This window comes from Agromyces sp. Soil535, from assembly GCF_001428255.1.
Classification (GTDB): Bacteria; Actinomycetota; Actinomycetes; order Actinomycetales; family Microbacteriaceae; genus Agromyces.
In genome coordinates, this window is record NZ_LMRW01000024.1 from 349,014 (window position 1) to 371,449 (window position 22,436).

General features: G+C 72.3%; 23 protein-coding genes and 1 pseudogene. 14 read left to right on the top strand and 10 right to left on the bottom strand.

Annotated elements, in window-relative coordinates; all coding sequences use genetic code 11:
• The first annotated feature begins 102 nt into the window (after positions 1-102).
• From cls to ASG80_RS24750, 5 genes are read left to right on the top strand one after another with little or no spacing between them, the layout of a single operon-like run.
• Positions 103-1,575, top strand: a complete 1,473-nt coding sequence (cls, locus tag ASG80_RS16915) for a cardiolipin synthase (protein WP_056732785.1) — start codon at positions 103-105, stop codon at positions 1,573-1,575.
• A 15-nt stretch (positions 1,576-1,590) separates the two neighbouring features.
• The gene (locus ASG80_RS16920; protein WP_056732787.1) at positions 1,591-2,259 is read left to right on the top strand and encodes a GAP family protein; all 669 of its coding nucleotides are present in this window, start codon (positions 1,591-1,593) and stop codon (positions 2,257-2,259) included.
• 10 nt (positions 2,260-2,269) lie between these two features.
• Positions 2,270-2,797, top strand: coding sequence for a hypothetical protein (locus ASG80_RS16925; protein WP_056732789.1), 528 nt, complete (start codon positions 2,270-2,272; stop codon positions 2,795-2,797).
• Positions 2,794-2,964, top strand: a complete 171-nt coding sequence (locus ASG80_RS23095; RefSeq protein ID WP_235508366.1) for a hypothetical protein — start codon at positions 2,794-2,796, stop codon at positions 2,962-2,964. Before ASG80_RS16925 ends, ASG80_RS23095 begins: the two co-directional genes overlap by 4 nt.
• Positions 2,961-3,095, top strand: coding sequence for a hypothetical protein (locus ASG80_RS24750; RefSeq protein WP_255355608.1), 135 nt, complete (start codon positions 2,961-2,963; stop codon positions 3,093-3,095). The genes ASG80_RS23095 and ASG80_RS24750 overlap by 4 nt, the downstream gene beginning before the upstream one ends.
• Positions 3,096-3,187: 92 nt before the next feature.
• Here ASG80_RS24750 and ASG80_RS16930 read toward each other — a convergent pair whose 3' ends face one another.
• The 3 genes from ASG80_RS16930 to ASG80_RS16940 form a co-directional block, all read right to left on the bottom strand.
• A complete protein-coding gene (locus ASG80_RS16930) occupies positions 3,188-3,556 on the bottom strand; it encodes a nuclear transport factor 2 family protein (protein WP_056732791.1) in 369 nt (122 codons plus the stop codon).
• Positions 3,557-3,635: 79 nt separating this feature from the next.
• Positions 3,636-4,652: a magnesium and cobalt transport protein CorA gene (locus tag ASG80_RS16935; protein ID WP_056732793.1), complete on the bottom strand. Its 1,017-nt coding sequence runs from the start codon at positions 4,650-4,652 to the stop codon at positions 3,636-3,638.
• Positions 4,653-4,708: 56 nt separating this feature from the next.
• The gene (locus tag ASG80_RS16940; RefSeq protein ID WP_056732795.1) at positions 4,709-5,347 is read right to left on the bottom strand and encodes a TetR/AcrR family transcriptional regulator; all 639 of its coding nucleotides are present in this window, start codon (positions 5,345-5,347) and stop codon (positions 4,709-4,711) included.
• Between the two features lie 72 nt (positions 5,348-5,419).
• On the opposite strand from ASG80_RS16940, the pseudogene ASG80_RS24565 reads away from it, so the two are divergent.
• A pseudogene (locus tag ASG80_RS24565) lies at positions 5,420-6,592 on the top strand (MFS transporter); the annotation flags it as partial.
• An 81-nt stretch (positions 6,593-6,673) separates the two neighbouring features.
• Here ASG80_RS24565 and ASG80_RS23100 read toward each other — a convergent pair.
• Entirely contained in the window at positions 6,674-7,315 is a 642-nt protein-coding gene (locus ASG80_RS23100) for a TrmH family RNA methyltransferase (RefSeq protein ID WP_082590554.1), read from the bottom strand.
• 310 nt (positions 7,316-7,625) lie between these two features.
• Here ASG80_RS23100 and ASG80_RS16955 point away from each other — a divergent pair, with 310 nt between their 5' ends.
• The 4 genes from ASG80_RS16955 (at position 7,626) to ASG80_RS16970 (ending at position 11,927) form a co-directional block, all read left to right on the top strand.
• On the top strand, positions 7,626-9,014 hold the full coding sequence (locus ASG80_RS16955) for an Nramp family divalent metal transporter (protein ID WP_082590533.1): 1,389 nt from the start codon (positions 7,626-7,628) through the stop codon (positions 9,012-9,014).
• Positions 9,015-9,054: 40 nt separating this feature from the next.
• Positions 9,055-10,350, top strand: a complete 1,296-nt coding sequence (locus ASG80_RS16960; RefSeq protein ID WP_056732799.1) for an ATP-binding protein — start codon at positions 9,055-9,057, stop codon at positions 10,348-10,350.
• A 49-nt stretch (positions 10,351-10,399) separates the two neighbouring features.
• Positions 10,400-11,056: a metal-dependent transcriptional regulator gene (locus ASG80_RS16965; protein ID WP_056732801.1), complete on the top strand. Its 657-nt coding sequence runs from the start codon at positions 10,400-10,402 to the stop codon at positions 11,054-11,056.
• Positions 11,057-11,129: 73 nt separating this feature from the next.
• Positions 11,130-11,927: an HAD-IIA family hydrolase gene (locus tag ASG80_RS16970; RefSeq protein WP_056732802.1), complete on the top strand. Its 798-nt coding sequence runs from the start codon at positions 11,130-11,132 to the stop codon at positions 11,925-11,927.
• Positions 11,928-11,984: 57 nt separating this feature from the next.
• On the opposite strand, the gene ASG80_RS16975 is transcribed toward ASG80_RS16970, so the two are convergent.
• Complete coding sequence (locus ASG80_RS16975) at positions 11,985-12,992, bottom strand: aldo/keto reductase (RefSeq protein WP_056732935.1); 1,008 nt, start codon at positions 12,990-12,992, stop codon at positions 11,985-11,987.
• Between the two features lie 117 nt (positions 12,993-13,109).
• Between ASG80_RS16975 and ASG80_RS16980 the strand changes: the two genes are divergently transcribed.
• On the top strand, positions 13,110-14,540 hold the full coding sequence (locus tag ASG80_RS16980) for a PLP-dependent aminotransferase family protein (RefSeq protein ID WP_056732804.1): 1,431 nt from the start codon (positions 13,110-13,112) through the stop codon (positions 14,538-14,540).
• Between the two features lie 16 nt (positions 14,541-14,556).
• Here ASG80_RS16980 and ASG80_RS16985 read toward each other — a convergent pair whose 3' ends face one another.
• Genes ASG80_RS16985 through ASG80_RS16995 form a run of 3 tightly spaced genes read right to left on the bottom strand, consistent with a single transcriptional unit; the run spans position 14,557 to position 19,023 of the window.
• Positions 14,557-15,489: a nucleoside hydrolase gene (locus tag ASG80_RS16985; RefSeq protein WP_056732806.1), complete on the bottom strand. Its 933-nt coding sequence runs from the start codon at positions 15,487-15,489 to the stop codon at positions 14,557-14,559.
• Positions 15,486-16,439: a ribokinase gene (locus ASG80_RS16990; protein ID WP_056732808.1), complete on the bottom strand. Its 954-nt coding sequence runs from the start codon at positions 16,437-16,439 to the stop codon at positions 15,486-15,488. Before ASG80_RS16990 ends, ASG80_RS16985 begins: the two co-directional genes overlap by 4 nt.
• A gap of 1 nt (position 16,440) precedes the next feature.
• Positions 16,441-19,023, bottom strand: a complete 2,583-nt coding sequence (locus ASG80_RS16995) for a septum formation family protein (protein WP_156401902.1) — start codon at positions 19,021-19,023, stop codon at positions 16,441-16,443.
• On the opposite strand from ASG80_RS16995, the gene ASG80_RS23690 reads away from it, so the two are divergent.
• Complete coding sequence (locus ASG80_RS23690; protein WP_156401903.1) at positions 19,022-19,579, top strand: hypothetical protein; 558 nt, start codon at positions 19,022-19,024, stop codon at positions 19,577-19,579. The two genes, ASG80_RS16995 and ASG80_RS23690, sit on opposite strands and share 2 nt — an antisense overlap.
• 76 nt (positions 19,580-19,655) lie before the next feature.
• Here ASG80_RS23690 and pyrE read toward each other — a convergent pair whose 3' ends face one another.
• The gene (pyrE, locus tag ASG80_RS17000) at positions 19,656-20,228 is read right to left on the bottom strand and encodes an orotate phosphoribosyltransferase (RefSeq protein ID WP_056732812.1); all 573 of its coding nucleotides are present in this window, start codon (positions 20,226-20,228) and stop codon (positions 19,656-19,658) included.
• A gap of 179 nt (positions 20,229-20,407) precedes the next feature.
• Positions 20,408-20,608 (bottom strand): hypothetical protein, encoded by a 201-nt coding sequence (locus ASG80_RS17005; RefSeq protein WP_056732815.1) that lies wholly within the window; start codon positions 20,606-20,608, stop codon positions 20,408-20,410.
• A gap of 57 nt (positions 20,609-20,665) precedes the next feature.
• On the opposite strand from ASG80_RS17005, the gene ASG80_RS17010 reads away from it, so the two are divergent.
• Complete coding sequence (locus tag ASG80_RS17010) at positions 20,666-21,613, top strand: LysR family transcriptional regulator (RefSeq protein ID WP_056732817.1); 948 nt, start codon at positions 20,666-20,668, stop codon at positions 21,611-21,613.
• 87 nt (positions 21,614-21,700) lie between these two features.
• Entirely contained in the window at positions 21,701-22,414 is a 714-nt protein-coding gene (locus tag ASG80_RS17015; protein WP_056732818.1) for a hypothetical protein, read from the top strand.
• Positions 22,415-22,436: the final 22 nt, after the last annotated feature.

Consider the following 22,436-nt stretch of genomic DNA (forward strand, 5'->3'; position numbering starts at 1 on the left):
CTCAGACGACCGACCGATCGGCGCATTCTGCGGCGGTCGGCGCGACCGTACTGGGGAGGGCGCGATGGCCCGTGGTCTGAAGAAGCGAACGGGCGTGCCGGCGTGAGCGCCGAGACCGCCGTGATCATCGGCTGGGTGCTCATCCTGGCCGACCTGGCGATCCGGATCGGGGCGCTCATCATCATCCCGCGCAACCGCAAGCCCACCGCCGCGATGGCATGGCTCCTCGCGATCTTCCTGATCCCGTTCGTCGGGATCATCCTGTTCCTGCTCATCGGCAGCCCCAAGCTGCCGAAGGCGCGGCGCGAACGGCAGCTGGAGATCAACCGGATGATCGCCGAACGCGGCGACCGACTCGACCTGCCCGACGGCAGGGCGGAGTGGCCGACGTGGTTCGCGACGGCCGTCGAACAGAACCGGACGCTCGGTGCGCTGCCCGCCGTCGGCGGCAACACCGCGCGGCTGATCGGCGACTACCGGGGGTCGATCGACGCGATGGCGGCCGACATCGACACCGCGACGCGCTTCGTCCATGTGGAGTTCTTCATCGTCGCCCTCGACGAGACCACGAAGGGGTTCTTCGCCGCCATGGAACGAGCGGTGCAGCGCGGCGTCGTGGTGCGCCTTCTTCTCGACTACGTGGCATCCAGGCGCGTCTCCGTCCACGCTGCGACGGTCGCCGAACTCGACCGCATCGGCGCGAACTGGAGCTACATGCTCCCAGTGCAGCCGACCAAGGGGAAGTACCAGCGGCCCGACCTGCGCAACCACCGCAAGCTCGTCGTCGTCGACGGGCTCGTCGCCTACACGGGCTCCCAGAACCTCATCGACCGCAGTTACGACTCGCCGAAGAACCAGAAGCGCGGGCTGCAGTGGCAGGAGCTCGTGACCCGCGTGACGGGGCCCACCGTCACCGCCGTGAACGCGGTGTTCCTGTCCGACTGGTACAGCGAGACCGACGAGCTGCTCGGCGAGGAGGAGAACGTGCCGGCCCTCGCCGTTCCCGCCGATCCGTCACCCGACGCGCTCGTCTGCCAGGTCGTGCCGAGCGGGCCCGCCTACGTCGCCGAGAACAACCTGCGGCTGTTCCTCACGCTCGTCTCGTCGGCGCAGCAGAGGGTCATCATCACGAGCCCGTACTTCGTGCCCGACGAGGCGATGATGTACGCCATCACCTCGGCCAAGTACCGCGGCCTGGATGTGCAGCTGTTCGTCTCCGAGATCGGCGACCAGGGCTCCGTCTGGCACGCGCAGCGGTCGTACTACGGCGACCTGCTCCGAGCGGGCGTGCGCATCTGGCTGTACCCCGGCCCGTACATCCTCCACGCGAAGCACCTCTCGATCGACGACGACGTGGCCGTGATCGGCTCGAGCAACATGGACATCCGCTCGTTCAACCTCAACTTCGAGATCTCGCTGCTCGTGCGCGGGCACTCCTTCGTCGCCCAGATGCGCGAGGTCGAGGAGGGCTACCGCTCCATCGGGCGCGAGCTCACGCTCGAGGAGTGGGAGCGCGAACCGGCATCCGCCACCTTCCTCGACGGCATCGCGCGGCTCACGTCGGCGCTGCAATAGGCGGAAGGGGCACGGATGCTGGGCGCGATCGGACACATCCTCCCGATCGCGGTCGCGGTCGCGATCAGCTCGGTGCCGATCATGGCCACCGTTCTCATCCTCCTCTCGCCGAAAGGCAGGAGGACCGCGCTCCCGTTCCTCATCGGCTGGGTCCTCGGGATGGCGGTGATCGTCACCCTCTGCACCCTCGGCGCACAGGCGATCCCGGCGCCGCGGTCCGACCGACGTCCCGCGACCGCGATCGCCATCGCGGAGATCCTGGTCGGCATCGGGCTCGTCGTGGTCGCGATCGTGGAGTGGCGTCGCGCCCGCCGCCACCCATCCGACGCCCTCCCCAAGTGGTTGGCCTCGGTCGACAAGCTCGGGCCGTGGAGCGCGTTCGGCATCGCATTCGCCCTCAACTTCCGCCCCAAGGGCCTGCTCCTGGCGATCGCGGCCGGCCTTGCGATCCGCGCCGGGAATCTCTCCGTGGGGGAGTCTGCGATCGTGATCGGGATCTACACGATCATCGGTGCCTCATCCGTCGGGGTGCCGGTCATCCTCGCGCTGGTCGATCCGAAGGGGATGCAGCCGCGGCTCCTCGACATGAAGGAGTGGATCATGCGCAACCACGGCACGGTGACGGCGCTCATCGTGCTGATCATCGGCGTGGTCATCATCGGGGCGGGGCTGGCGAACCTGTGATCGCCTGAACTTGCACATTGCCGCCGGCCTCACCCGTCGCGCCTTCTACGGCCACTTCGCGAACCGCGACGAGCTCGTGGACGCGGTGATCGACGTGGGCGCCGCCCGACTCAACGCCGTCGCCGCCGCGACCGACCACCCCCACGCCCCCACCGCCATCGCGCTGCTCGGCGCGCGCCTGTGGGGCGCCGTCGAGCACGTTCGCGTCCTCGCGGGCATGGCCGTGCGCCAGCCCTACGCCGCCCACGCCGCCGAGGCGCTGCTGCCGGTGCGCGAGCGGCTCCGCGTCCTCGTCGCACGAGGGGCCGCCGAGGGCACCGTGCGCCCCGACATCCGCGCCGAGGTGCTCGCGCGCCTGATCGAGTCCGCGGCGATCTCGGTGCTCCTCGAAGCCGCCGCCACGGACATCGACGACGCCGAGGGCCGGCGACTCGTGATGCTCGCCGTGCTCGGCACCGCCGGGCTCTCGTGGCAGGCCAGCGCCGAGCTCATCGCCACGGCGTCCGACCTCGCGGTCCCCGAGGGTCCGCGCGCATGAGGATCGAGTTGCGCGGCGTCGGGAAGGGCCGCCGCGGGCAGGCGCTCGCGTCCACCTCCGTCGGCTTCGAGTCGGGCCGCGCAACGCTCGCGCGCGCCGAGACCGAGCAGCGGCCGACAGTGCTCGGCTCGCGGCCGGCCGCATGCGGCCCGACAGCGGCTCGGTGACGATCGACGGCCGAGCGGATGCCGCCGCGATCCGCCGAGCGATCGCCCTCATCGCGCTCGTCGCCGTGCCCGTGGTCTACGGAGGCCTCTACCTCTGGGCGAACCAGGACCCGTACGCGAAGTTCCCGTGACGCGCATGACGCACTACCGCACCCTGCGCGACCTGCAGCCGAGCCTCATCGGCTGAGCGGATGCCGCGGCATCCGCTCGCTGCGAACCGGCGTCAGGCGGGCGTCTGCTGGTGCGCGGCGACGTGCCAGGCGCCGTCGTCGTAGAGGTACGTCGTCGACATGCGCAGGTCGGCCGTGTCGTCGCCGCGCCGTGCGAGCGCCCGGTAGACGAGGATGCCGGCCCGGTCGCCGAGCCGGACGACGGCTGGCTCGTGCAGCTCGTAGGAGTCCCACCGCGGCGCGCGGCGGAACGCGGCGAGGACCTCGTCGCGGCCGAGCATCGCCCCCTCCACCACCATGAGCGCATCGCGGGTCATCGCACGCTGGTAGTGCTCGCCGCCGCGACCTTCGAGGATCGCCTTCCATCCGGCGTGCTCCTCGTGCAGCAGGCGGGCGGGCAGATCATCGGTGATCTCGGTCATGGACCCAAGCTAACCGCGATCGGATGCCGCGGGAAGGGCGTTGCCCGATGCCGTACGGCCGCGCCGCGGCATCCGCCCGCTAGAGCCAGTTGCGGCGCTTGAAGATCACGTACAGCGTCAGGCCCGAGCCCACCATGAGAGAGATCGCGAACGGGTAGCCCCACTCCCAGAGGAGTTCGGGCATGTGCCTGAAGTTCATGCCGTAGATCGTGCCGACGAGCGCGGGCGCGAACAGGATCGCCGCCCAGCTCGAGATCTTCTTCGTCTGCTCGCTCTGCGCGAGGCTCGTCTCGGTGAGGCGCTTCATCTCCTCGTTCTGCCGCTGGCCGACGAGGGTCGCGTGCACCGACAGGGCGTTCTGCAGCAGCTGCCGGAACGACTCGCCGCGCTCGACGATGCGGATGACGTGGTCCTTCACGTCGCGCAGGTACCGCTGCAGCTCGAGGTCGACGTGGTACTTCTCGAACCCGCGCTCGAGGAGGGCGAACATGTCGATGATCGGCCTGGTCGCGCGCTGGAACTCCATGACCTCGCTTGCGAGGTCGTAGATGCGCCTCGTCACCTGGGGGTCGCCGGAGAAGAGCTGCTCCTCGATCTCGTCGATGTCGTTCTCGAGGCCGAGGTCGACCGGCGAGTACTCGTCGACGACCTCGTCGAGGACCGCGTAGAGCACGGCCTCGGGCCCCTTCGCAAGGAGGTCGGGCGACCCCTCGAGCCGATGGCGCACCTTCGCGAGGTTCGGCGACTCCGCGCGCCGGATCGTGATCGCGAAGTCGCGACCGATGAACACGTGCAGCTCGCCGAACTCGACCTGCTCGACGTCGTCGAGGTAGCGCGCGGGGCGCAGCACGATGAACAGCGTCTCGCCGTACCGTTCGATCTTCGCCCGCTGGTGGCCCTTGCGGGTGTCCTCGACCGCGAGGGGGTGCAGGCCGAACTCGCTCGCCACCGCGTCGAGCTCGGCGTCGGTGGGCCGGTAGAGGCCGATCCACGCGAAGCCGCCGTGCGCCTCGCGGGTCTCGAAGGTCTCCTCGAGCGAGGCGGGTGTGGCGACCCGGCGGCCGCCCACGTAGATCGCGTTGTCGACGACGGGCATCGGGTCAAGTCTCGTGCGCGGCGGGGACGGCGACGCTTCCGACACGCGGCAGGGTCTCAGGCACCGGTGTTCGTGGCCCACTGCCCGCGCACCGCGGTGGGGCGCGAGCGCTCGAGCGTGCCCGGCACGATCCCGAGTCGCTCCTCGGCGGCCGTGAACACGACGCGGTCGGCGTCCTCGCGGCTCACGATGCCGATCGCATGGTGCTGCACCGCGATGCCGTCGGCGAGCGCGGTGAGCATGCGGGCGTCGGATGCCGGGTCGGCGCTCGTGCCGAGCCCGGCCTGGTCGAGGCGCTCGATGATGCGCGAGAGCCGGCGCTCGCAGTCACGGTGGTGCCGCGTGAGCGCGGCGTGCAACTCGGGATTGCGCGGCGCCTCGCTCCACGCGTCGATCCACACGAGGTAGTGCTCCCGCGGAGTCGACGTGAGCCAATCGGCGAGCGCCTCGACGGGCTCGACCCGCTCGGCGACCTCCTCGTCGTCCTCGAGCTCGGCGAGCACTGCCGCGTCGAACGCGGCCGCGACGAGCTGCTCGCGGGTGGGGAAGTAGTGCCGGATGAGGCCGTGCACCACGCCGACCTCGGCCGCGACGTCGCGCAGCGTGACCCGCGCGAAGCCGTCGCGGGCGACGAGCCGCAGCGTCGCGGCGAGGATCTGCTCCCGCCGCGCCGCGGGGTCGAGACGCGTCACCATGCCTCCATGCTACCCCTCTTGTCCATGCGGACAACGAATGGTAACGTGTTATCCATGTGGACAAGAAGGGGAATGGAGCCGCGCAGCGTCGACCCCCACCGCCGCCGGCTGACGACCGGCGTCGTCACGGCGACCGTGCTCATGTCCTCCGGCGCCATGGTCATCTTCCCCCTGCTGCCCACCCTCCAGGCGCAGCTCGGCATCTCCACCGCCGACATCGGGTTCATGGCCGCGGCCGGGTTCGCGGCCGCGCTCGCCGCCGAACTCATCGTCGCCCCCTACGCCGATCGCGGTCGGGCGCGCAGCATGGGCGTCGTCGGCGTGCTGCTCATGGCCGCGGCGCTCGCGGGGTCGGCGCTCGCCACCGACACCTGGCACCTCGTTGCGGGCCGCGCCCTCGGCGGATTCGGCTACGGCGTGTTCATAGCCGCGGCGAGCGCGCTGCTCGTGCGGGCCGATCCGGCGCGCGCCGGCGAGTCGCTCGGACGCCTCGGCGCCGCCGAGCTCGCGGGCGTGTCGCTCGGTCCTCTGGCGTCGGGGCTCGCGATCGCCTTCGCCGCGCCGGGCGCGATCCTCGCGTGGTCGGGCGCCGTGGTGTTGCTCGGGGTCGTCCCGGTGGCGCTGGCGTTCCGCGAACGCGCGACGGCGACGGCGACGGCGATGGCGATGGCCTCCAAGACGGCGGATGCCGCGGCCGCAGGCGCGACGGGGGTCGACGCCGCCGCGGCATCCGTCACCCCTGCGGCGCGCCCGCCGCGCGTGAGCTTCGACCTGCTGCGCTCGCCGATGGTGGTCGGCGTGCTGCTGCTGTACGGCGCCGTCATGGTGCCGACGGGCGCCTACGACGCGATCTGGCCGCGGTTCATGGCCGACATCGGCGCGAGCGAGTGGCTCACCGCGCTCAGCTACACGCTGTTCGCCGTGCCGTACGCGCTCGTCGCGGGCTGGGCGGGCCGGCTCGCCGACCGCCGCGGCGGGGTCTCGGCGTTCGTGCGCGGCGCCGTGGTGCTCGTGCCGATCGTGGCGCTCTACGGCGTGATCGGCAACCCGTGGGTCGCGACCGGCGTCGGCTTCGTGGAGTCGAGCGGGCAGGCGCTCGCGTTCATCGGCGCCGCCGCAGCGATGGCACAGACCGTGCCCGCGGCCAGGGCGGGGGCATCGCAGGGGCTCATGCGGGCATTCGGGCTGCTCACCGCGACGATCGCGGCAGCGCTCTCGGGCATCGCCTACGAGACGGGGGGACCGTTGCTGCTTTTCGGCGGCACGGCGATCGTCGTCGTCGTGATCATCGCCGCGGGGTTGCTCGTGGTGCGGGCCGCTCTGAACTCAGCGACGAGCGTGCCTGCGCACCCACTCGTGCATGACGATCGCCGCGGCAGCGCTCGCGTTGATCGAGCGCGTCGAGCCGTATTGCGTGATCTCCACCACGAGATCGGCGGCGGCGAGCGCCGCGTCGCTGAGGCCCGGCCCCTCCTGGCCGAAGAGCAGCACGCAGCGCTCGGGGAGCTCGACGTCGTCGACCGGCAGTGAGCCCTCGACGTTGTCGACCGCGATGACCGGCAGGGACTCCGCGCGCGCCCAGGCGACGAAGTCGGAGACATCCGGATGGTACGCGAGGTGCTGGTAGCGGTCGGTGACCATCGCGCCGCGCTTGTTCCAGCGCCGGCGCCCGATGATATGCACGGTCTCTGCGGCGAAGGCGTTGGCCGTGCGCACGATCGACCCGATGTTGAGGTCGTGCTGCCAGTTCTCGATGGCGACGTGGAACGGATGCCGGTGCGTGTCGAGATCCGCGACGATCGCCTCGAGGCGCCAGTACCGGTACCGGTCGACGACGTTGCGCGCGTCGCCGTGCTCGAGCAGCTCGGGGTCGTAGCGTGGATCGTCGGGCCATGCCGCACTGCCGCCCGGCCACGGGCCGACGCCCTGCAGCACGGTGGGCTCGTGCGGCTCCGCGGGCTCGGGCACGTCGGTTTCGTCGGTCACGCTGCAACGCTACCCGCGCATCAGGGTTCGGCTGCCCGCACACGAACACGGCCCCGACGCTGCACGCCGGGGCTGCCGGCGGAGCGAATCGCGAGTCTGCGCGACGACCAGCCACCCAGCGCCAGCAGCGTTGCCGACGACTCCGGCACTGATGCCAGAACAGCATCAGTGCCGGAGTCGGGAGGAGTGGAAATCACCCGAGAACGGGTGACAGGGGCCTCGGGCACTTACTTTCGGTGTGCCGAAATCTGTGTAATATTTCGGTATGCCGAAAGCTTCGGATGCAGCAACGATGCCATCCCCCACCCGAGCCGAACCGACCGAGCCCACGCCCTCGCGTGCGGCTCCGATCGCGACGTCGGTACCGCGCCTCGCGTGGCTGATCGGACCGGCCCTCGTCGCCGGAGTGGCGTACCTCGACCCCGGCAACGTCGCGAGCAACATGACGGCGGGCGCCCAGTACGGGTACCTGCTCGTCTGGGTCGTCGTGCTCGGCAACGTCATGGCCTGGCTCATCCAGTACCTCTCGTCCAAGCTCGGCATCGTCACCGGACGGAGCCTGCCCGAAGTGCTCGGCGGGCGCATCCGCAACCCATGGGCGCGCCGCGCGTACTGGTTGCAGGCCGAGCTCGTGGCCATGGCGACCGACCTCGCCGAGGTCATCGGCGGCGCGGTCGCGCTGAACCTGCTGTTCGGCGTCCCCCTCATCTGGGGCGGCCTCATCACCGGCACCGTCTCGATCGTGCTGCTCGTGCTGCAATCGCGTCGCGGCCCGCGTACGTTCGAATTCGTCATCATGGGCCTGCTCGTGATCATCGCGGTCGGGTTCACGGTCGGCGTCTTCGTCGCCCCGCCCGACCCGGCCGGAGTCGTCGCGGGTCTCGTGCCGCGCTTCGCCGACGCCAACTCGGTGCTGCTCGCGGCGTCGATCCTCGGGGCGACGATCATGCCCCACGCCATCTACGCGCACTCGGCACTCAGCCGCGACCGCTTCGCGACGCACCGGGGCGAGCAGGCCGGAGCGCGGGTTTCGACGAGCTCAACCGGCACCGCGTGGCACGGCTTCGGCGTCAGGCGGGGCACGGATGCCGCGCCGGAGCTCCTTCCAGGCACCGCCACGGCCGTGCCGACCGACCTGCTCATCCGCGCCACCCGCTGGGACGTGTCGATCGCCATGGCGATCGCCGGAACCGTGAACCTCTGCATCCTCCTGCTCGCGGCCGTGAACCTCTCGGGCGTCGAGGGCACCGACAGCCTCGAGGGCGCCTACGCCGCGCTCGGCGCAGCGCTCGGGCCCGCGATCGCGACGCTCTTCGCGGTCGGCCTCCTCGCCTCCGGCCTCGCGTCGACCTCGGTCGGCGCCTACGCCGGCGCCGAGATCATGTACGGCCTGTTGCACGTGCGGGTGCCGCTCATCCTCCGCCGGCTGGTCACCCTGGTCCCGGCGCTCGCGATCCTCTGGCTCGGCTTCGACCCCACGCTCTCGCTGGTGCTCAGCCAGGTGGTGCTCTCGTTCGGCATCCCGTTCGCGCTCGTGCCGCTCGTCGCCCTCACCGCGAAGGCGGGCGTCCTCGGCCGGTGGAAGAACCACTGGGCGACGACCGCCGCGGGGATCGCGGCATCCGTATTCCTCATCACGCTGAACGGAGTGCTGCTCTGGCTGGTGTTCACCGGAGCCTGATGCCCTAGGGTGCTGGAGAGCGCGTGACGAGGAGGCTGCGATGACGGGGTGGCGTCTCCGGGAGTTCCACAGTGACGATCTCGACGGCATCCTGCACCTGTGGGAGGAAGTGAGATCCTCGTCGATCGAGCCCGTCTACGCGCTCAGCGAGGTGATCGCCTCGTGCCAGAAGGACCATGCGATCGTCGCCGTGCATGCCGACGAGGTCGTGGGTGCGGTCGTCGGTCGCGCTGCGCACGACCAGGGTTGGGTCGTCTTCCTCGCGACGACGACCTCGTGGCGCGGGCGCGGCATCGGCGCCGCCCTGCTCGCCGCGCTCGAGAAGAAGATGGCCCCGCACGGCCTCGCGAAGCTCTCGGCCCTCATGCCGGAGGCCGAGACCCGCGTCGACGCCTTCCACAGCCAGGGCTTCGAGCTGAAGCAGAACCTGCGCTACTTCGAACGCCGCATCCCCGTGCAGCGACAGGAGCTCGACTCGTTGAGTGAGCTGGGCGGGCGCATCCTGCCGCGCGACCTGTGGGAGTCCGTCGCAGGCATGCGCAGCGAGAAGGAGATCCTCGAGCAGCGCCTCGTGCTCCCGCTCGCGCAACCCGATCTCGCCGAGGAGTTCGGCGTCGTACCGCCGCGGGCCGTCGTGCTGTTCGGCCCGCCCGGCACCGGCAAGACGACCTTCGCCAAGGCGATCGCATCTCGACTCGAGTGGTCGTTCGTCGAGGTGTTCCCCTCGCGCCTCGCGGCCGACCCACGCGGACTCGCGGGCGCGCTGCGCGAGACGTTCGTGAAGATCTCCGACCTCGAGCACGCGGTCGTGTTCATCGACGAGGTCGAGGAGATCGCCGCGCATCGCTCGGGCGAGCCGCCGTCGGCGCTGCAGGGCGTGACCAACGAGCTGCTCAAGATCATCCCGGCGTTCCGCGAGCAGCCCGGGCGCCTGCTCGTGTGCGCGACGAACTTCATCCGCGCCCTGGACACCGCGTTCCTCCGGCACGGACGCTTCGACTACGTCATCCCGATCGGCCTACCCGATGAGGCCGCTCGCCTCGCGATCTGGCATCGCTACGTGCCCGAGAGCGTCATCGACACGGTGGACCTGCCCCTGCTCGTCAGGCGGACGGCTGGCTTCTCCCCCGCGGACATCGAGTTCGCCGCCCGCAGCGCCTCGCAGCGCGCCTTCGAGGCGGCCATCGACGCGGGCGGCGCGGGCCGCACGCTCGACGGCGCGCGCGGGCCGCGCACCGAGCACTACCTCGACGCCATCGCCGGCACCCGCACCACCGTGTCGGAGGAGGTCGCCGCCGGGTTCCTCGAGGACATCGCGGCGCTCGCGCGGGTCTAGCGACGCTCGGACGCCGCCGGGCCTTCGCGACCCCGCTATCCTGAGGCCGATGCCTGCCACGAGCCCCGCCATCGAGGACTACCTGAAGACGGTGTACGCCCACACCGAGTGGCAGCCCGACCCCATCACGCCCAAGGCGCTCGCCGACCGGCTCGGCGTCGCACCCTCGTCGGTGACCGAGATGGTGAAGAAGCTGGCCGCGGCCGGGCTCGTCTCGCACGCACCCTACGGCGCAGTCCGCCTGACGGATGCCGGCATGGCCCGCGCCCTGGCGGTCGTGCGCCGCCATCGTCTCATCGAGACCTGGCTCGTGCAGGAGATGGGCTATGGCTGGGACGAGGTGCACGACGAGGCCGAGATCCTCGAGCACGCCATCTCCGACCGGCTGCTCGAGGCGATCGACGTGCGGCTCGGGCGCCCGGTGCGCGATCCGCACGGCGACGCGATCCCCTCGGCCGCCGGCACGCTCGAGCCCCGCCATGCCGTGCTGCTCGCCGACGCCCTCTCCGGCCACGAGGGGGCCGTGGTGCGCATCAGCGACCGCGATCCCGCCGTGCTCCGCGCGCTCGACCACGCGGGCATCGGCCTCGACACCGTGCTGACGGTGACGGATGCCGCCGCGGCATCCGTCAGCGTCGCCGTCGCCGGACGGGCGACCCACACCATCCCCCGCGCGACCGCCGAGGCGATCTGGGTCACCGCATAGACGCCCCTCGCGTGTGCCGCCAGCGGCATCCGCCGTTCATCGGCCCGTGACATGGGCACCCTAGGCTTGACGCATGGGACGACGTGAAGAGGTCGAGTGCTGGCTCACCGACATGGACGGGGTGCTCGTGCACGAGAACCACGCCCTGCCCGGCGCGTCCGAGCTGCTGCAGCAGTGGGAGGACGCAGGCACGCCCTACCTGGTGCTCACGAACAACTCGATCTTCACCGCGCGCGACCTCTCCGCGCGGCTGCGCTCGAGCGGGCTCAACGTCCCCGAGGAGCGCATCTGGACATCGGCCCTCGCGACGGCCGACTTCCTGAAGCAGCAGCTGCCCGGCGGCACGGCGTTCGTCATCGGCGAGGCCGGCATCCTCACGGCGCTGCACGAGGCCGGGTTCGTGATGACCGAGACGAACCCCGACTTCGTCGTCGTCGGCGAGACCCGCAACTACTCGTTCGAGGCGATCACCAAGGCGATCCGGCTCATCGGCAACGGTGCCCGGTTCATCGTCACCAATCCGGATGCCACCGGCCCGTCGGCCGACGGCCCCTTGCCCGCGACCGGCGCGATCGCGGCCCTCATCACGAAGGCCACCGGCAAGGAGCCGTACGTCGTCGGCAAGCCGAACCCGATGATGTTCCGCTCGGCGCTCAACAAGATCGGCGCGCACTCCGAGAACACCGCGATGATCGGCGACCGCATGGACACCGATATCGTCGCGGGCATCGAGGCGGGCCTGCACACGGTGCTCGTGCTCACCGGCATCAGCGACCGAGCCGAGGTCGAGCGCTACCCGTTCCGGCCCGAGGAGATCCTCGATGGCGTGCACGAGCTCGTGCGCGTCGTGCCGGTGGAGTCCGAGCTCTAAGGTCGGCGCGTCACCCCTCCCCGCATCCGCTCGCCACCGCGACGCCGGTCACGCCGGTCACGCCGCGGCGAGGCGTTCCATGGGCTCGGCGTCGAGGCGCTCGCGCACCTCGGGATCGAGATCGAGCTCGGCCGCGCCGAGCGTCTCCTCGAGCTGGGCGAGGGTCGACGCGCCGACAATCGGGATGACCGGTGCCGCTGCGCCGAGGAGCCACGCGAGTGCGACCTGGTTCGGCGTCGCGCCGACGTCGCGGGCGACCTCGTGCAGGAGCCGGATCCGCGCATGCGTCGTCGGGTGATCGACGCCGCCCCACATCGGCTTGTCGGTGCGGGTGAGCGAGCCCTGGTGCAGCGGCGAGTACGCCGTGACCGCGAGCGGCGGCCGGTCGTCGACCCCGGTGGATGCCGCGTAGTCGAGCAGTTCGGGCGTGACGAAGTTCATGCGTCCGAGCTTCGGCGTCGGATGGATGAAGCTGTACTGCTGCTGCACGAGCCCGTACGGCGCGATGCCCTGCCGTAGGGCCTCCTCGCGTGCCTCGACCACGCGCCAGACGGCCACGTTGGAGATGCCGGTGATGCCGACGACACCCTCGTCCTGCAGCGCGCCGAATGCGCCCACCGTCTCGGCGAGCGCGGTGTCGCGGTCGTCGACGTGGCCGTAGAGCACGTCGATTCGGTCGACGCCGAGGTGCGTGAGGCTCTCGTGCGCTTCGCGGTCGACGATGTCGGCGGCGAGGCCCTGGTAGTTCGTCGGCGGCGTATTCGAGAGCGGCAGCGCGGGGTCCTTCTTCGCAGCGCCGAGCTTCGTTGCGAGACGCACGCGGTCACGGAGGCCGCGGCTCGCGAGCCAGCGGCCGAGGACGTCCTCACTGTCGCGGCCGTGCCCGTCGCCCCACGCGTTGTAGTTGTTCGCAGTGTCGATGAAGCTGCCGCCGGCCTCGACGAAGCGGTCGAGGATCGCGAACGAGGTGGCTTCATCGGTCAGAGTGCCCATCAACATCGTGCCGAGGCAGAGTGTCGAGACGTCGAACGAGGTGCGCCCGTCGCCGATGGTGCGGTATCGCATGATGTGCCTTTCGATCGAGTGATGCGTTCGAGCGTACGGATCGATCGGCTCGGACATACACTCCAATCAATCACACTCTGGCCAGACCAATCCAACCCATACACGGAGGTGCTCCGGATGCCGCGACCACCAGCCGCCCCGGCCCTCGCCTGGGAGACCCTGCTCGATCTCGACGACGGCCCCGTGCCCCTGCGCGACCGCCTCGAGCGGTCGATCCGCGAGGCGGTGCACGCCGGCCGCATTCCGCCGGGGGCGGCCCTCCCACCGAGCCGCACGCTCGCCGAGACGCTCGGCGTCTCGCGATGGGTCGTCACCGAGACGTACGGCCAGCTCGTCGCCGAGGGCCTCCTCGACGCCACGGTGGGCGCGGCGACGCGCGTGGCGGCGGGCACATGGCACCCGTCCGGACGCCCATCGGCCGATGCGCGGCCGCTTCGCGGCGAGTACCGTCGGCCGACGTACGACCTGGGGCCGGGAGTGCCCGACCTGCGGCACGTGCCGCGCGCCCGATGGGCGGCCTCGGTGCGGCGGGCGCTCGACCTGCTCCCCGATGCCGAGCTCGCCGTGGTCGACCGGCTGGGTCATCCGCTCGCCCGCGCGGCCGTCGCCGACTACCTCGTGCGCTCACGTCGCGCGGTGGCACAGCCCGACGACGTCGTGATCACGCACGGCGCGACCGACGGTATGGTCGGCCTGGCCGCGGGGCTGCGCACGGCCGGCCATCGGAGCCTCCTCGTCGAGGACCCGAGCTGGAGCCGCCTGCGCGAGGTCGCGGCTGCGGCGGGTCTCACCCCCGTGCCCGTGCCGGTCGACGATGGCGGCGTAGACGTGGACGCCCTCGTCCACGCGGCCGACCGCACCGGCGCCAGGGCGGCCCTGCTCACGCCGGCCCACCAGTTCCCGCTCGGAGCGGCCCTGTCGCCGGCCCGACGGGAGGCGATCGTGCGCTGGGCGCGACAGGTCGACGGAGTGCTCATCGAGGACGACTACGATGCGGAGTTCCGCTACGACCGGCGCCCGATCGCGGCACTCCAGGGACTCGCGCCCGAGCGCATCGTGCTCCTCGGGTCGCTGTCGAAATCGGTCGCGCAGGCGCTCGGGCTCGGCTGGGCGATCATCCCGGGCGGCCTTCGGGAGAAGCTGCGCATCCCAGAGACGGCGCGGCCGTCGACGCTCGACCAAGTCGCGTTGGCACGGTTCTTCGAGTCCGGCGACCTCGAGCGGCACCTGCGTGCGGCTCGGGGGCGATTCCGCCGGCGACGGGCCGCGCTGCTCGAGGCGCTCGCGCGGGAGCTGCCCGAGCTCGCCGTGACGGGCGTCGCCGCCGGCATGCACGCCGTGCTCGAACTCCCCACCGGAGTGCGGGCGGCGCACGTGCGAGATGCGGCCGCCCGGGTCGACGTGGCGGTGTCCGACCTCGGACGGTACCGGGCGTCGAGCCGCACGCCGAAGTCGGAGGCGCTCGTGCTGGGTTACGGCAACCTCTCGGACGCGCTCGTCGACGAGGCGGTCGGGCGCCTCGCGCGCGCCATCCGGTCGTTCGCCTGAGACCGCCGACGGCGCGTCACGCGAGGCGAACGATCGCCGCCTCGACGAGGCCCCAGAACCGGTCGACGTCGAGCCCGATCGCGACCCATGCGTTCGGCTCGCGCCGCAGCATCCTGTCGAAGTCCACGCTGGTGGCGCCGACCGTCTCGGTGCCGGCGAGCTCCACGTCGAGACGCGTGTGTACGACCTCGACCGCGGCGGGGTCGGCCAGCACCGCCACGGCGACCGGGTCGTGCAGCGGTCCGTCTGGCATGCCGAACACCTCGTCGTTCGTGCGGCAGAAGAACTCGAGCAGCTCGTCGCCGAATGCCGCGGTCGCCGTGCCGACCGCGGCGAGCCGCTCGCGCACCGCTGCGGTCACGAGCGCGCGATGCGTGACGTTCAGTCCGACCATGGTGAAGCGGATGCCGCTGCCGACGACCAGGGCCAGCGCCTCGGGGTCCACCCACGCGTTGAACTCGGCGTACGGCGTCACGTTGCCGCGCTCGGTCGAGCCGCCCATCCACACGACCTCGCGGATGCGGTCGACGACATCGGGGCGGTCGCGCAGCAGGATCGCGACGTTCGTGATCGGTCCGGTCGAGACGATCGCCACCGGCTCGGGGGAGGCGAGCAGCGTGTCGGCCATGAGGTCGGTCGCGCCGCGCGGGTCGAGGGGTACGGTCGGCTCGGGCAGCACCGGGCCGCCGAGCCCGTTCTCGCCGTGGATCCACTCCGCGGTCTCGAGCGTGCGCGCGATGGGGCCGGCGGCACCCGCGGCCACCGGCACGCCGGTCACGCCCGCCACCGTGAGCGCGATCCGCGCGTTACGGCTCGTGTGCTCGACCGCCACGTTGCCGCCGACCGTCGTGACCGCGAGGAGCTCGAGCGACGGATGCCCCGCCGCGAGCCACAGCGCGAACACGTCGTCGTGCCCGGGGTCGCAGTCGACGATGACCGGAACGGTCATGCGCTCGTCGACGCGCCGTCGAGGCCGGCCGCCCGCAGCACCGCAGCTCGCGGCGCGTACGAGTCGACCGTGCCGCGCGCCTGCACCGCGAGCCCGCCTGCGGCCACGGCGAAGCGGAGGGCCTCATCGAGCGGGCGACCCTCCGCGAGGAAGGCGGCGAGGGCCCCGGTGAATCCGTCGCCCGCGCCGGTCGTGTCGACGGCCTCGACGCGCGGCGCCTCGGCGATCCACGATCCATCGGCAGAGGCGGCGACGGCGCCTGCCGCGCCGAGGGTCACGACGACCGACCGGGCCACGTGCCCGACGGCGGATGCCGCGAGCTCACGCCATGCGTCGAGCGAGGCGCCCGCGGCATCCGTGCCGATGCCGACCGCGCGCGCCTCGTGCTCGTTGACCACGAGCGGATCGGCCGAGGAGACCGTCGCCGCACGCACCGCCGCGGGCGGCGCGAGGTTGAGCACGAATCGCACGCCGGCGTCGGCGGCGAGCTCGGCGACCCGTTCGATGGTCGGCACGGGCAACTCGCCCTGCGTGAGCACCAGCCCCGCCGCCGCGATGCGCGGACGTTCGGCGTCGACGACGGCCGGCGTGACCGTGAGGTTGGCGCCACCCGTGACGATGATGGTGTTCTCGCCCGAGTCCGCGACCGTGATCTGCGCGACGCCGGTCGGCGCATCCCTCTCACGGCCCACCGCACCGGTCGGGAGGCCGAAGCGCTCGAGCGTCGAGAGGGCGAAGTCGCCCGCGGCATCCGTGCCGATGCGGGCGACGAGGTCGACGGATGCCCCGACCGCATGCGCGGCCACCGCCTGGTTGGACCCCTTGCCGCCGAGCGCGACCCTGAAGCCGTGCGACAGGATCGTCTCGCCTGGCGCCGGGAATGCCTCGACATAGCTCGTCGAATCGACATTGAGCGAGCCGAAGACGACGACCCGGCCGGATGCCGCCACGCTACGCCGCGGGCCCGGGACCGGCGATGCTCGTGGTGAACGGCTCACCGCCGGCGCGATTGGCGAAGCAGTAGTACGTGCGCTCGCCCGCGGCCCACTGTTCCTCGGTGACCGGGAACGAGGCCTGCACCTGCAGGTCGTTCACTCCCGAGACCGCGGCGACGTCGATCACGCCCGCTGCGGTGCACAGCAGGTTCATCTGCGACGCGATCTCGGCCTCGCCGGGGAACGGCGCAGTCGCGTCGCCGGGGAGCGCGCCACGATAGACGAGTTGGGCCGCGTGCGGCGCCGCGCAATCGACGACCGTGAACTCCTCGGCCCATGGCGACTCGAACGGGTCGATGCACTCGCCGCCGAAGAGCGTGTTCCAGGCATGCACGCCCACGGGCTGCGGCGCCGTGGGCGCGGCGACCGGTGTCTCGGTCGCACTCGGGGAGGCCGATGGCGAGCCGGCTTCGCCGGTCCCGCCGCCGGAGAGCAGGGTGCCGACGTAGAACAGCCCCGCGAGCACCACGAGCACGACGAGTCCGCCGGCGATCCAGAGCAGCGTGCGCACGGTGCGGTGGCCGCCGGTGCCGCCGCCCGATCCTGACGTGCCGGTGCCGGTGCCGGAGCCGCCACCCGTGCCCCCGCCGCGAGGAGCTGCAGCCGGCGACCGGGGTGCGACCGGTGCCGCGGCCGCCGAAGCGGGTGAGGCGAACGGTGAGGCCGCGGCGGCGCCGGTCGCGGCCGCGCCGAACGGGGCGCCGGCCTGCCACGGGTCCTGTATCGGCGGTGGCTGGGGCGGCGGGGGCTTGGCCCCGAAGAGCGCGGCGAGCGGGTCGTCGTCGGGCGAGGCGGGCCCTGGCGCGGCGGGCGCGGCCTGCGCCGACGGGAAGACGGAGGTCGGCGCGTCGTTGCGGGGGAAGCCGGCTGCCGCGTCATCCGTGGCATAGTCCGGCACGTCGTCGCCGAACGACCAGCTCGGCTCGGGCTCGGGCTCCGGCTCGGGCTCGGGCTCGGGTTCCGGCTCGGGCTCCGTGACGAACAGCGATGCGGTGAAGGGCGCGCGGATCCAGGGCTCGGGCTCTGGCTCGGGTTCGGGTTCGGGCTCGGGTTCGGGTTCGGGTTCGGGCTCGGGCTCATCCGAGTCAGTGTCGGCGGTCGCCGGCGTCGCGTCGGGGGCCGTGCCGTTCGTCTTCGGGTCCTCGGCCGACGGATCGGGCGTCAGGTTCCAGAAGTAGCCCGTCTCGGCGATCTCCCGTGCGATGGGCGAATCGGCGGGATGCTCCGCATCGTCCTCGTCGGGCGTCGGACGGCGCCAGAACACGCCGCCGCGGAGGTCGGCCGGGGCCTCGGGCTCGTCGGTGTCGCCCTCGTCGTCATCGTCGCCGAGGGACAGGCCGACGGCGTCGGCCCCCTCATCAGCGGGACCCGACGGAGGAGGACCGCCGCGCTCCGGGGGAGAACCCGCGCCGGAGCGATCTGGCGGCGAGCCGGCGTCACCACCCCGCCCGTCGTCACGCGTCGGACGTGCGGTGCCCGCGCCGAGCGCCGCGAGCAGGTCGTCGACGGGCTCGCCGGGCTGGGGCTCCTGGTCGGGCCGGCGATCGTCCCCGGCACCGCTGGCGGCCGCGAAGGCCGGGAAACCCGCCCAGCGGTTCGCTGCCGACTCGGCCTGCGCGCTGACCGACTCCGAAACCGCTGCCTCGGCCTCGCCGCGCACCTCGATGAACGGGAAGCCGTTCGCCCTGTTCGAGTCGTCCGAGACCTGGGGCGGCGCGGTCGGCGACGGCACGGATGCCGGGGGCGCGGCGCTCGACGGCGGCGTCTGCGGCGGCTCGACCGACTGCACCGGATGCAGAGGCTGCCCGGGCGTCGCCGAGGCGTCGATCAGCGCCCGGAAGGGGTCGATGGTGTCGGACGCGAACGCAGCGAAGCGATCGGCCCGGGGCTGCGGCGGGAGCGGTGCGGGTTCTGGTTGCGCTACGACGGCCTCGGGCTCGGGCGCGGCCTGCGCGGGCGGGCGCGGCTGCCCGGCCGGGGTGGCCGTCGGGATGATCGCCGTCGGCGGGAGGGTGGGCGGCCGCGCGGTCTCCTCGCTCTCGGTGAACGCCGACCAGAGCTCGTCGTCGAAGCGCTGGGGCTCTGTTGGACGAGCGGCTCGCTCGTCCCACCCGGCCGGCGCCGTGGCCGGGGCGATCGGATGCCGCGGCGGCGGCACGACGGGCGGGGCCGGCGGCGCGGCGTCGGCCGTCGGCGTGGGAGCGGGCGGAGTGGAAGCGGGCGGCTCGGCGCCGGGCGGAGTCACGGCACTCGGCACCGGCGTGAACGACTGCCGCGCGACCGGCGGTGGCGTGTAGTCGGCGAAGGGCGATGCCTCTGCGGCAGGTGCAGCGGGCTCAGCGGGAGCGGTGGGCGCGGCAGGTGCAGTGGGCGCCGCGGGCGCCAGGGGCGCAGCGCGCGTCTCGGCCTTCGGCGATGGCGACGCCGCGGGCTCGGCGAGGCTGCGGAACGCCGCACGGATCGCATCTTCGGAGTCGAGGTCGCCGGAACCCCACGTGAGTGCGAACTGTGCCGCAGGCGTCACCGGACCGGGCGGCATGGACGGAGCCACCGGGTGGGGCGCCCTCACGTCGGGCGGCATGACCCCACCGGGCGGGTTCGTGGGGACGAAAGGCGCGGCCTGGGGCCGGACCGGCGACGGCTCGTGCGACGCGGCGGACGGAACGTCCCCCATGGGCGGCTCGACCGACATGAGCGACGACGACGCGGGAGGTGCCGGAGGCGCGGCGCCGGGGCGTCCGACGGTGAACGGGCGGTTCCACGAGGGGAGGCCGGCCGGTGCGACCGGCGGTTCCACCACCTGGGGCGTGGGCGCGGGCGGCGCAACGGGGGTCGTGAGCGGTGTCGAGGGAGCCGGCGCCGCAACGGGGGTCGCGTGCGGAGTGGACGGGGCCGGCGGCGGGCCGCCGATCACGGGCAACGCCCGCGTCGCGGCATCCGGAGCGGTCGTCGGCTCGGCGAGCGAGAACCAGTCGAGCACCTCCTCGCGGCGGGGCGCGGGGGTCGAGGCGCGTCGTGGCACGGGCGATGGGGCGGGCGCGGCCTGCGCGGCCTGCGCGGCCGGAGTGGGCGGCGGTGCGACGGGCGGATCCTGACGCGCCGGCGTACGTCCGCTCGCGAGTTGCGCGAGCAGCCAGTCGGCGTCGTCGGAGTTTCGCCCGTCGCGGTTCATCAGGCCAAGCCCAGGTCTTCGAGGCCGATCGCGGCCAGGTACGGCACTCCCGCGGCCTCGATCACCTCGCGGGCGCCGGTGGAACGGTCGACCACCACGGCCACGGCCACGACCTCGGCGCCCGCAGTGCGGAGCGCCTCGATGGCCTTCAGCGGCGAGCCGCCGGTGGTGGAGGTGTCCTCGAGCACGATCACGCGCTTGCCCGCGACATCCGGACCCTCGACCTGCTTGCCGCGGCCGTGGTCCTTCGGCTCCTTGCGCACGACGAACGCGTCGTACGCGAGGCCGCGGGATGCGCCCTGGTGGAGGATGGCCGCGGCGATCGGGTCGGCGCCCATCGTCATGCCGCCGACGGCGTCGACGTCGGGCACGTCGGCGATGAGGTCGAGCATGACCCTGCCGATGAGCGGTGCGACCCGGTGGTCGAGGCTGACCCTGCGCAGGTCCACGTAGTACGACGCCTTCTTGCCGCTGGTCAGGGTGAAGTCGCCGTGGAACACCGCGTCGGCCGAGATGTGCTCGATGAGCTGTCGGCGCGCGTCGGTGCTGCTGTGCTGGGGCGCAAGGGTCACCTGAATACTCTACGGCCCCCCTGCCTGTGAGGAAGGGTCGGATGTCGCGACGCGGCCGTCGTGTCGGCGCGAGACGGCCTCCCCGGTGTCTGCCGGCGGCAGACGAAGGGCCGCCCAGCGGGGTGTCCCTCCCCCGCGCAGCGGCCCTGCGCCCGGGCGTGCCCGGGCAGTCGTGACACCTAGACGGTGCGCGCGAACGTCTGCTTCGGCTGGCGACGGTAGCCGTCGCGGACCGACATGACGATGGAGCCGGCGATGCCGAGGACGGAGACGATGCCGAGGATGGCGAGGAGCGTGAACACGGTGATTCCTTTCGAGATGAGGTGGGCTCGTCGAGCGACGGATGCGCCGTTGCACGTGTTCGACTCCTCTATTGTCATCCCTCCAACCATGCAGCACAAGCGCACAATACTTCATTGACGATGTAGACTGGCTACATGGAAGTACGCCGCCTCGACCTGCTCAGGGAACTCGCCGAACGCGGCAGCGTGACCGCCGTCGCCGAGGCGACCGGTCGCACGCCCTCCGCCGTCTCGCAGCAGCTCAAGGTCCTGGAGCGGGAGGCCGGCATGCCGCTCACCGAGCGCAGCGGCCGTGGCCTCGTGCTCACGAGCGCGGGGCATGCCCTCGCCCGCAGCGCCACCGACGTCGCGATCGCGCTCGAACGCGCCTCGGCGCTGTGGGACGAGTTCCGCAACCACCCGAGCGGCGAGGTCACGCTGCTCACCTTCCCGACCGTCGGCGCCACGCTGCTGCCGAGCGTGCTCACCGACCTGGCGCAGGTCGCGGGACTCGTCGTGCGCTGCACCGACCTCGATCCCGAGCTCGCCGAGTTCCCCGACCTCACGGCCGACTACGACATCGTGCTCGCCCACACCATGCCCGGCGTGCTCCCGTGGGGCGGTCGCGGCCTCAGGGCCGTGCCGCTGCTCACCGAGCCGCTCGACATCGGCCTCCCCGCCGGCCATCGCCTTGCAGGGCGGTCGCACGTGACCCCCGCCGACCTCGTCGACGAGACGTGGCTCGGCGTACCGCCGGGCTTCCCGTTCGAGCGCATCCTGCACGCGATCGAGCAGGAGGGCGGCAAGCGCGTGCAGGTGAGCCAGCGGTTCAGCGACATGCGCATCGTCGAGGCATTCATCGAGGCGGGGCTCGGTATCGCGTTCGTGCCGCGGTTCACCTCGGGCACGGTGTCGCCGAACATCGTGCGGAAGCCGATCCGCGGCGTCGCATCGGCCCGCCAGATCGTGGCGCTCGTGCGTCCGGATGTCGCGGAGCGGCTCGCGGTGCGTACCGTGCTCGACGTGCTCGTGGCCCGCGCCGCCCGACTCGAGCAGGCGCACGGGCATCCGTCGCGCGGGGGCGGGGTGATGGCGGCGAGCTGAGCCGACTCACGAACGGAGCCGCCTCGCGGAGCAGTTCAGGGTCGCCCCGGATGCGAGCACTCCCCCGCGGTCGATACATTCCGACTCATGTCGTCGAAGCGCCCTGCCGTCCTCCTCGTCCTCTCACTGGCCGCGATCGCGGCGCTCGCGGCGTGCTCGACCGGCCCGACTCCGCCGACGGTGTCTCCATCCGCCCCCGCGACGAGCTCCGCGCCCACCACGCCGATCCCGACACCCGAGCCGGTCGCGGCATCCGTCGCGTTCTCCGCCGAGGCGATCATGGTGCTCGACGCGGCCGGCGCGACGCTCGCGAGCTTCGATTACTTCCAGCCGACAGCCGAGGTGGTGACGGGGCTCACCGAGTACCTCGGCGCTCCCGTGGACAGCCCGAACGCCGGCGGAATGGAGACCCCGCCCGGGATCGACCACGTGTGGGCCGGTCTGAGACTCTTCGACACCGACACGCCGGGGAACGCACCCGAGGTGCCGAACCACGTCATGTTCGTGGACGGCCCTATGGCCGGGCCGCTCCCGATCGCGACGGCCGACGGCGTCGGCTCGCCGGAAGGCGTGGCAGTCGGCGACCCGCCCGCGAGCATGACGATCGGCGTGGAGGTGAGCCCGCCGTATACCGATCCCACGACCGGTCGCACGGTCGTCGTGTCGCGAATCGGCATCGTCACGCTGCCGCCGAACCCGGCCGACTCGATGCCGCGCAACATCGGGGTGATGGCGCTCAGCTACGACGACACCGGCGTGATCGAGCGACTCTCGGCTCCGAGCGCCAACTTCGGCGTCTGACCGGCTCGCATCGGCGCGCGGG

Coding starts and splice junctions, on each gene's coding strand:
- ASG80_RS16975 (WP_056732935.1), bottom strand. CDS start 12,992: ATGCGATACCGCACCATCGGCGACGGGCGCACCTCGTTCGACGTCTCG.
- ASG80_RS16985 (WP_056732806.1), bottom strand. CDS start 15,489: ATGACCGTTCCGGTCATCGTCGACTGCGACCCCGGGCACGACGACGTG.
- ASG80_RS17005 (WP_056732815.1), bottom strand. CDS start 20,608: ATGACAATAGAGGAGTCGAACACGTGCAACGGCGCATCCGTCGCTCGA.
- ASG80_RS23690 (WP_156401903.1), top strand. CDS start 19,022: ATGGACGGAGCCACCGGGTGGGGCGCCCTCACGTCGGGCGGCATGACC.
- ASG80_RS16955 (WP_082590533.1), top strand. CDS start 7,626: ATGCCATCCCCCACCCGAGCCGAACCGACCGAGCCCACGCCCTCGCGT.
- ASG80_RS17015 (WP_056732818.1), top strand. CDS start 21,701: ATGTCGTCGAAGCGCCCTGCCGTCCTCCTCGTCCTCTCACTGGCCGCG.
- ASG80_RS17010 (WP_056732817.1), top strand. CDS start 20,666: ATGGAAGTACGCCGCCTCGACCTGCTCAGGGAACTCGCCGAACGCGGC.
- ASG80_RS16995 (WP_156401902.1), bottom strand. CDS start 19,023: ATGCCGCCCGGTCCGGTGACGCCTGCGGCACAGTTCGCACTCACGTGG.
- ASG80_RS16960 (WP_056732799.1), top strand. CDS start 9,055: ATGACGGGGTGGCGTCTCCGGGAGTTCCACAGTGACGATCTCGACGGC.
- ASG80_RS16940 (WP_056732795.1), bottom strand. CDS start 5,347: ATGGTGACGCGTCTCGACCCCGCGGCGCGGCGGGAGCAGATCCTCGCC.
- ASG80_RS16965 (WP_056732801.1), top strand. CDS start 10,400: ATGCCTGCCACGAGCCCCGCCATCGAGGACTACCTGAAGACGGTGTAC.
- ASG80_RS16970 (WP_056732802.1), top strand. CDS start 11,130: ATGGGACGACGTGAAGAGGTCGAGTGCTGGCTCACCGACATGGACGGG.
- ASG80_RS16980 (WP_056732804.1), top strand. CDS start 13,110: ATGCCGCGACCACCAGCCGCCCCGGCCCTCGCCTGGGAGACCCTGCTC.
- ASG80_RS16935 (WP_056732793.1), bottom strand. CDS start 4,652: ATGCCCGTCGTCGACAACGCGATCTACGTGGGCGGCCGCCGGGTCGCC.
- ASG80_RS16920 (WP_056732787.1), top strand. CDS start 1,591: ATGCTGGGCGCGATCGGACACATCCTCCCGATCGCGGTCGCGGTCGCG.
- ASG80_RS23095 (WP_235508366.1), top strand. CDS start 2,794: ATGAGGATCGAGTTGCGCGGCGTCGGGAAGGGCCGCCGCGGGCAGGCG.
- ASG80_RS16930 (WP_056732791.1), bottom strand. CDS start 3,556: ATGACCGAGATCACCGATGATCTGCCCGCCCGCCTGCTGCACGAGGAG.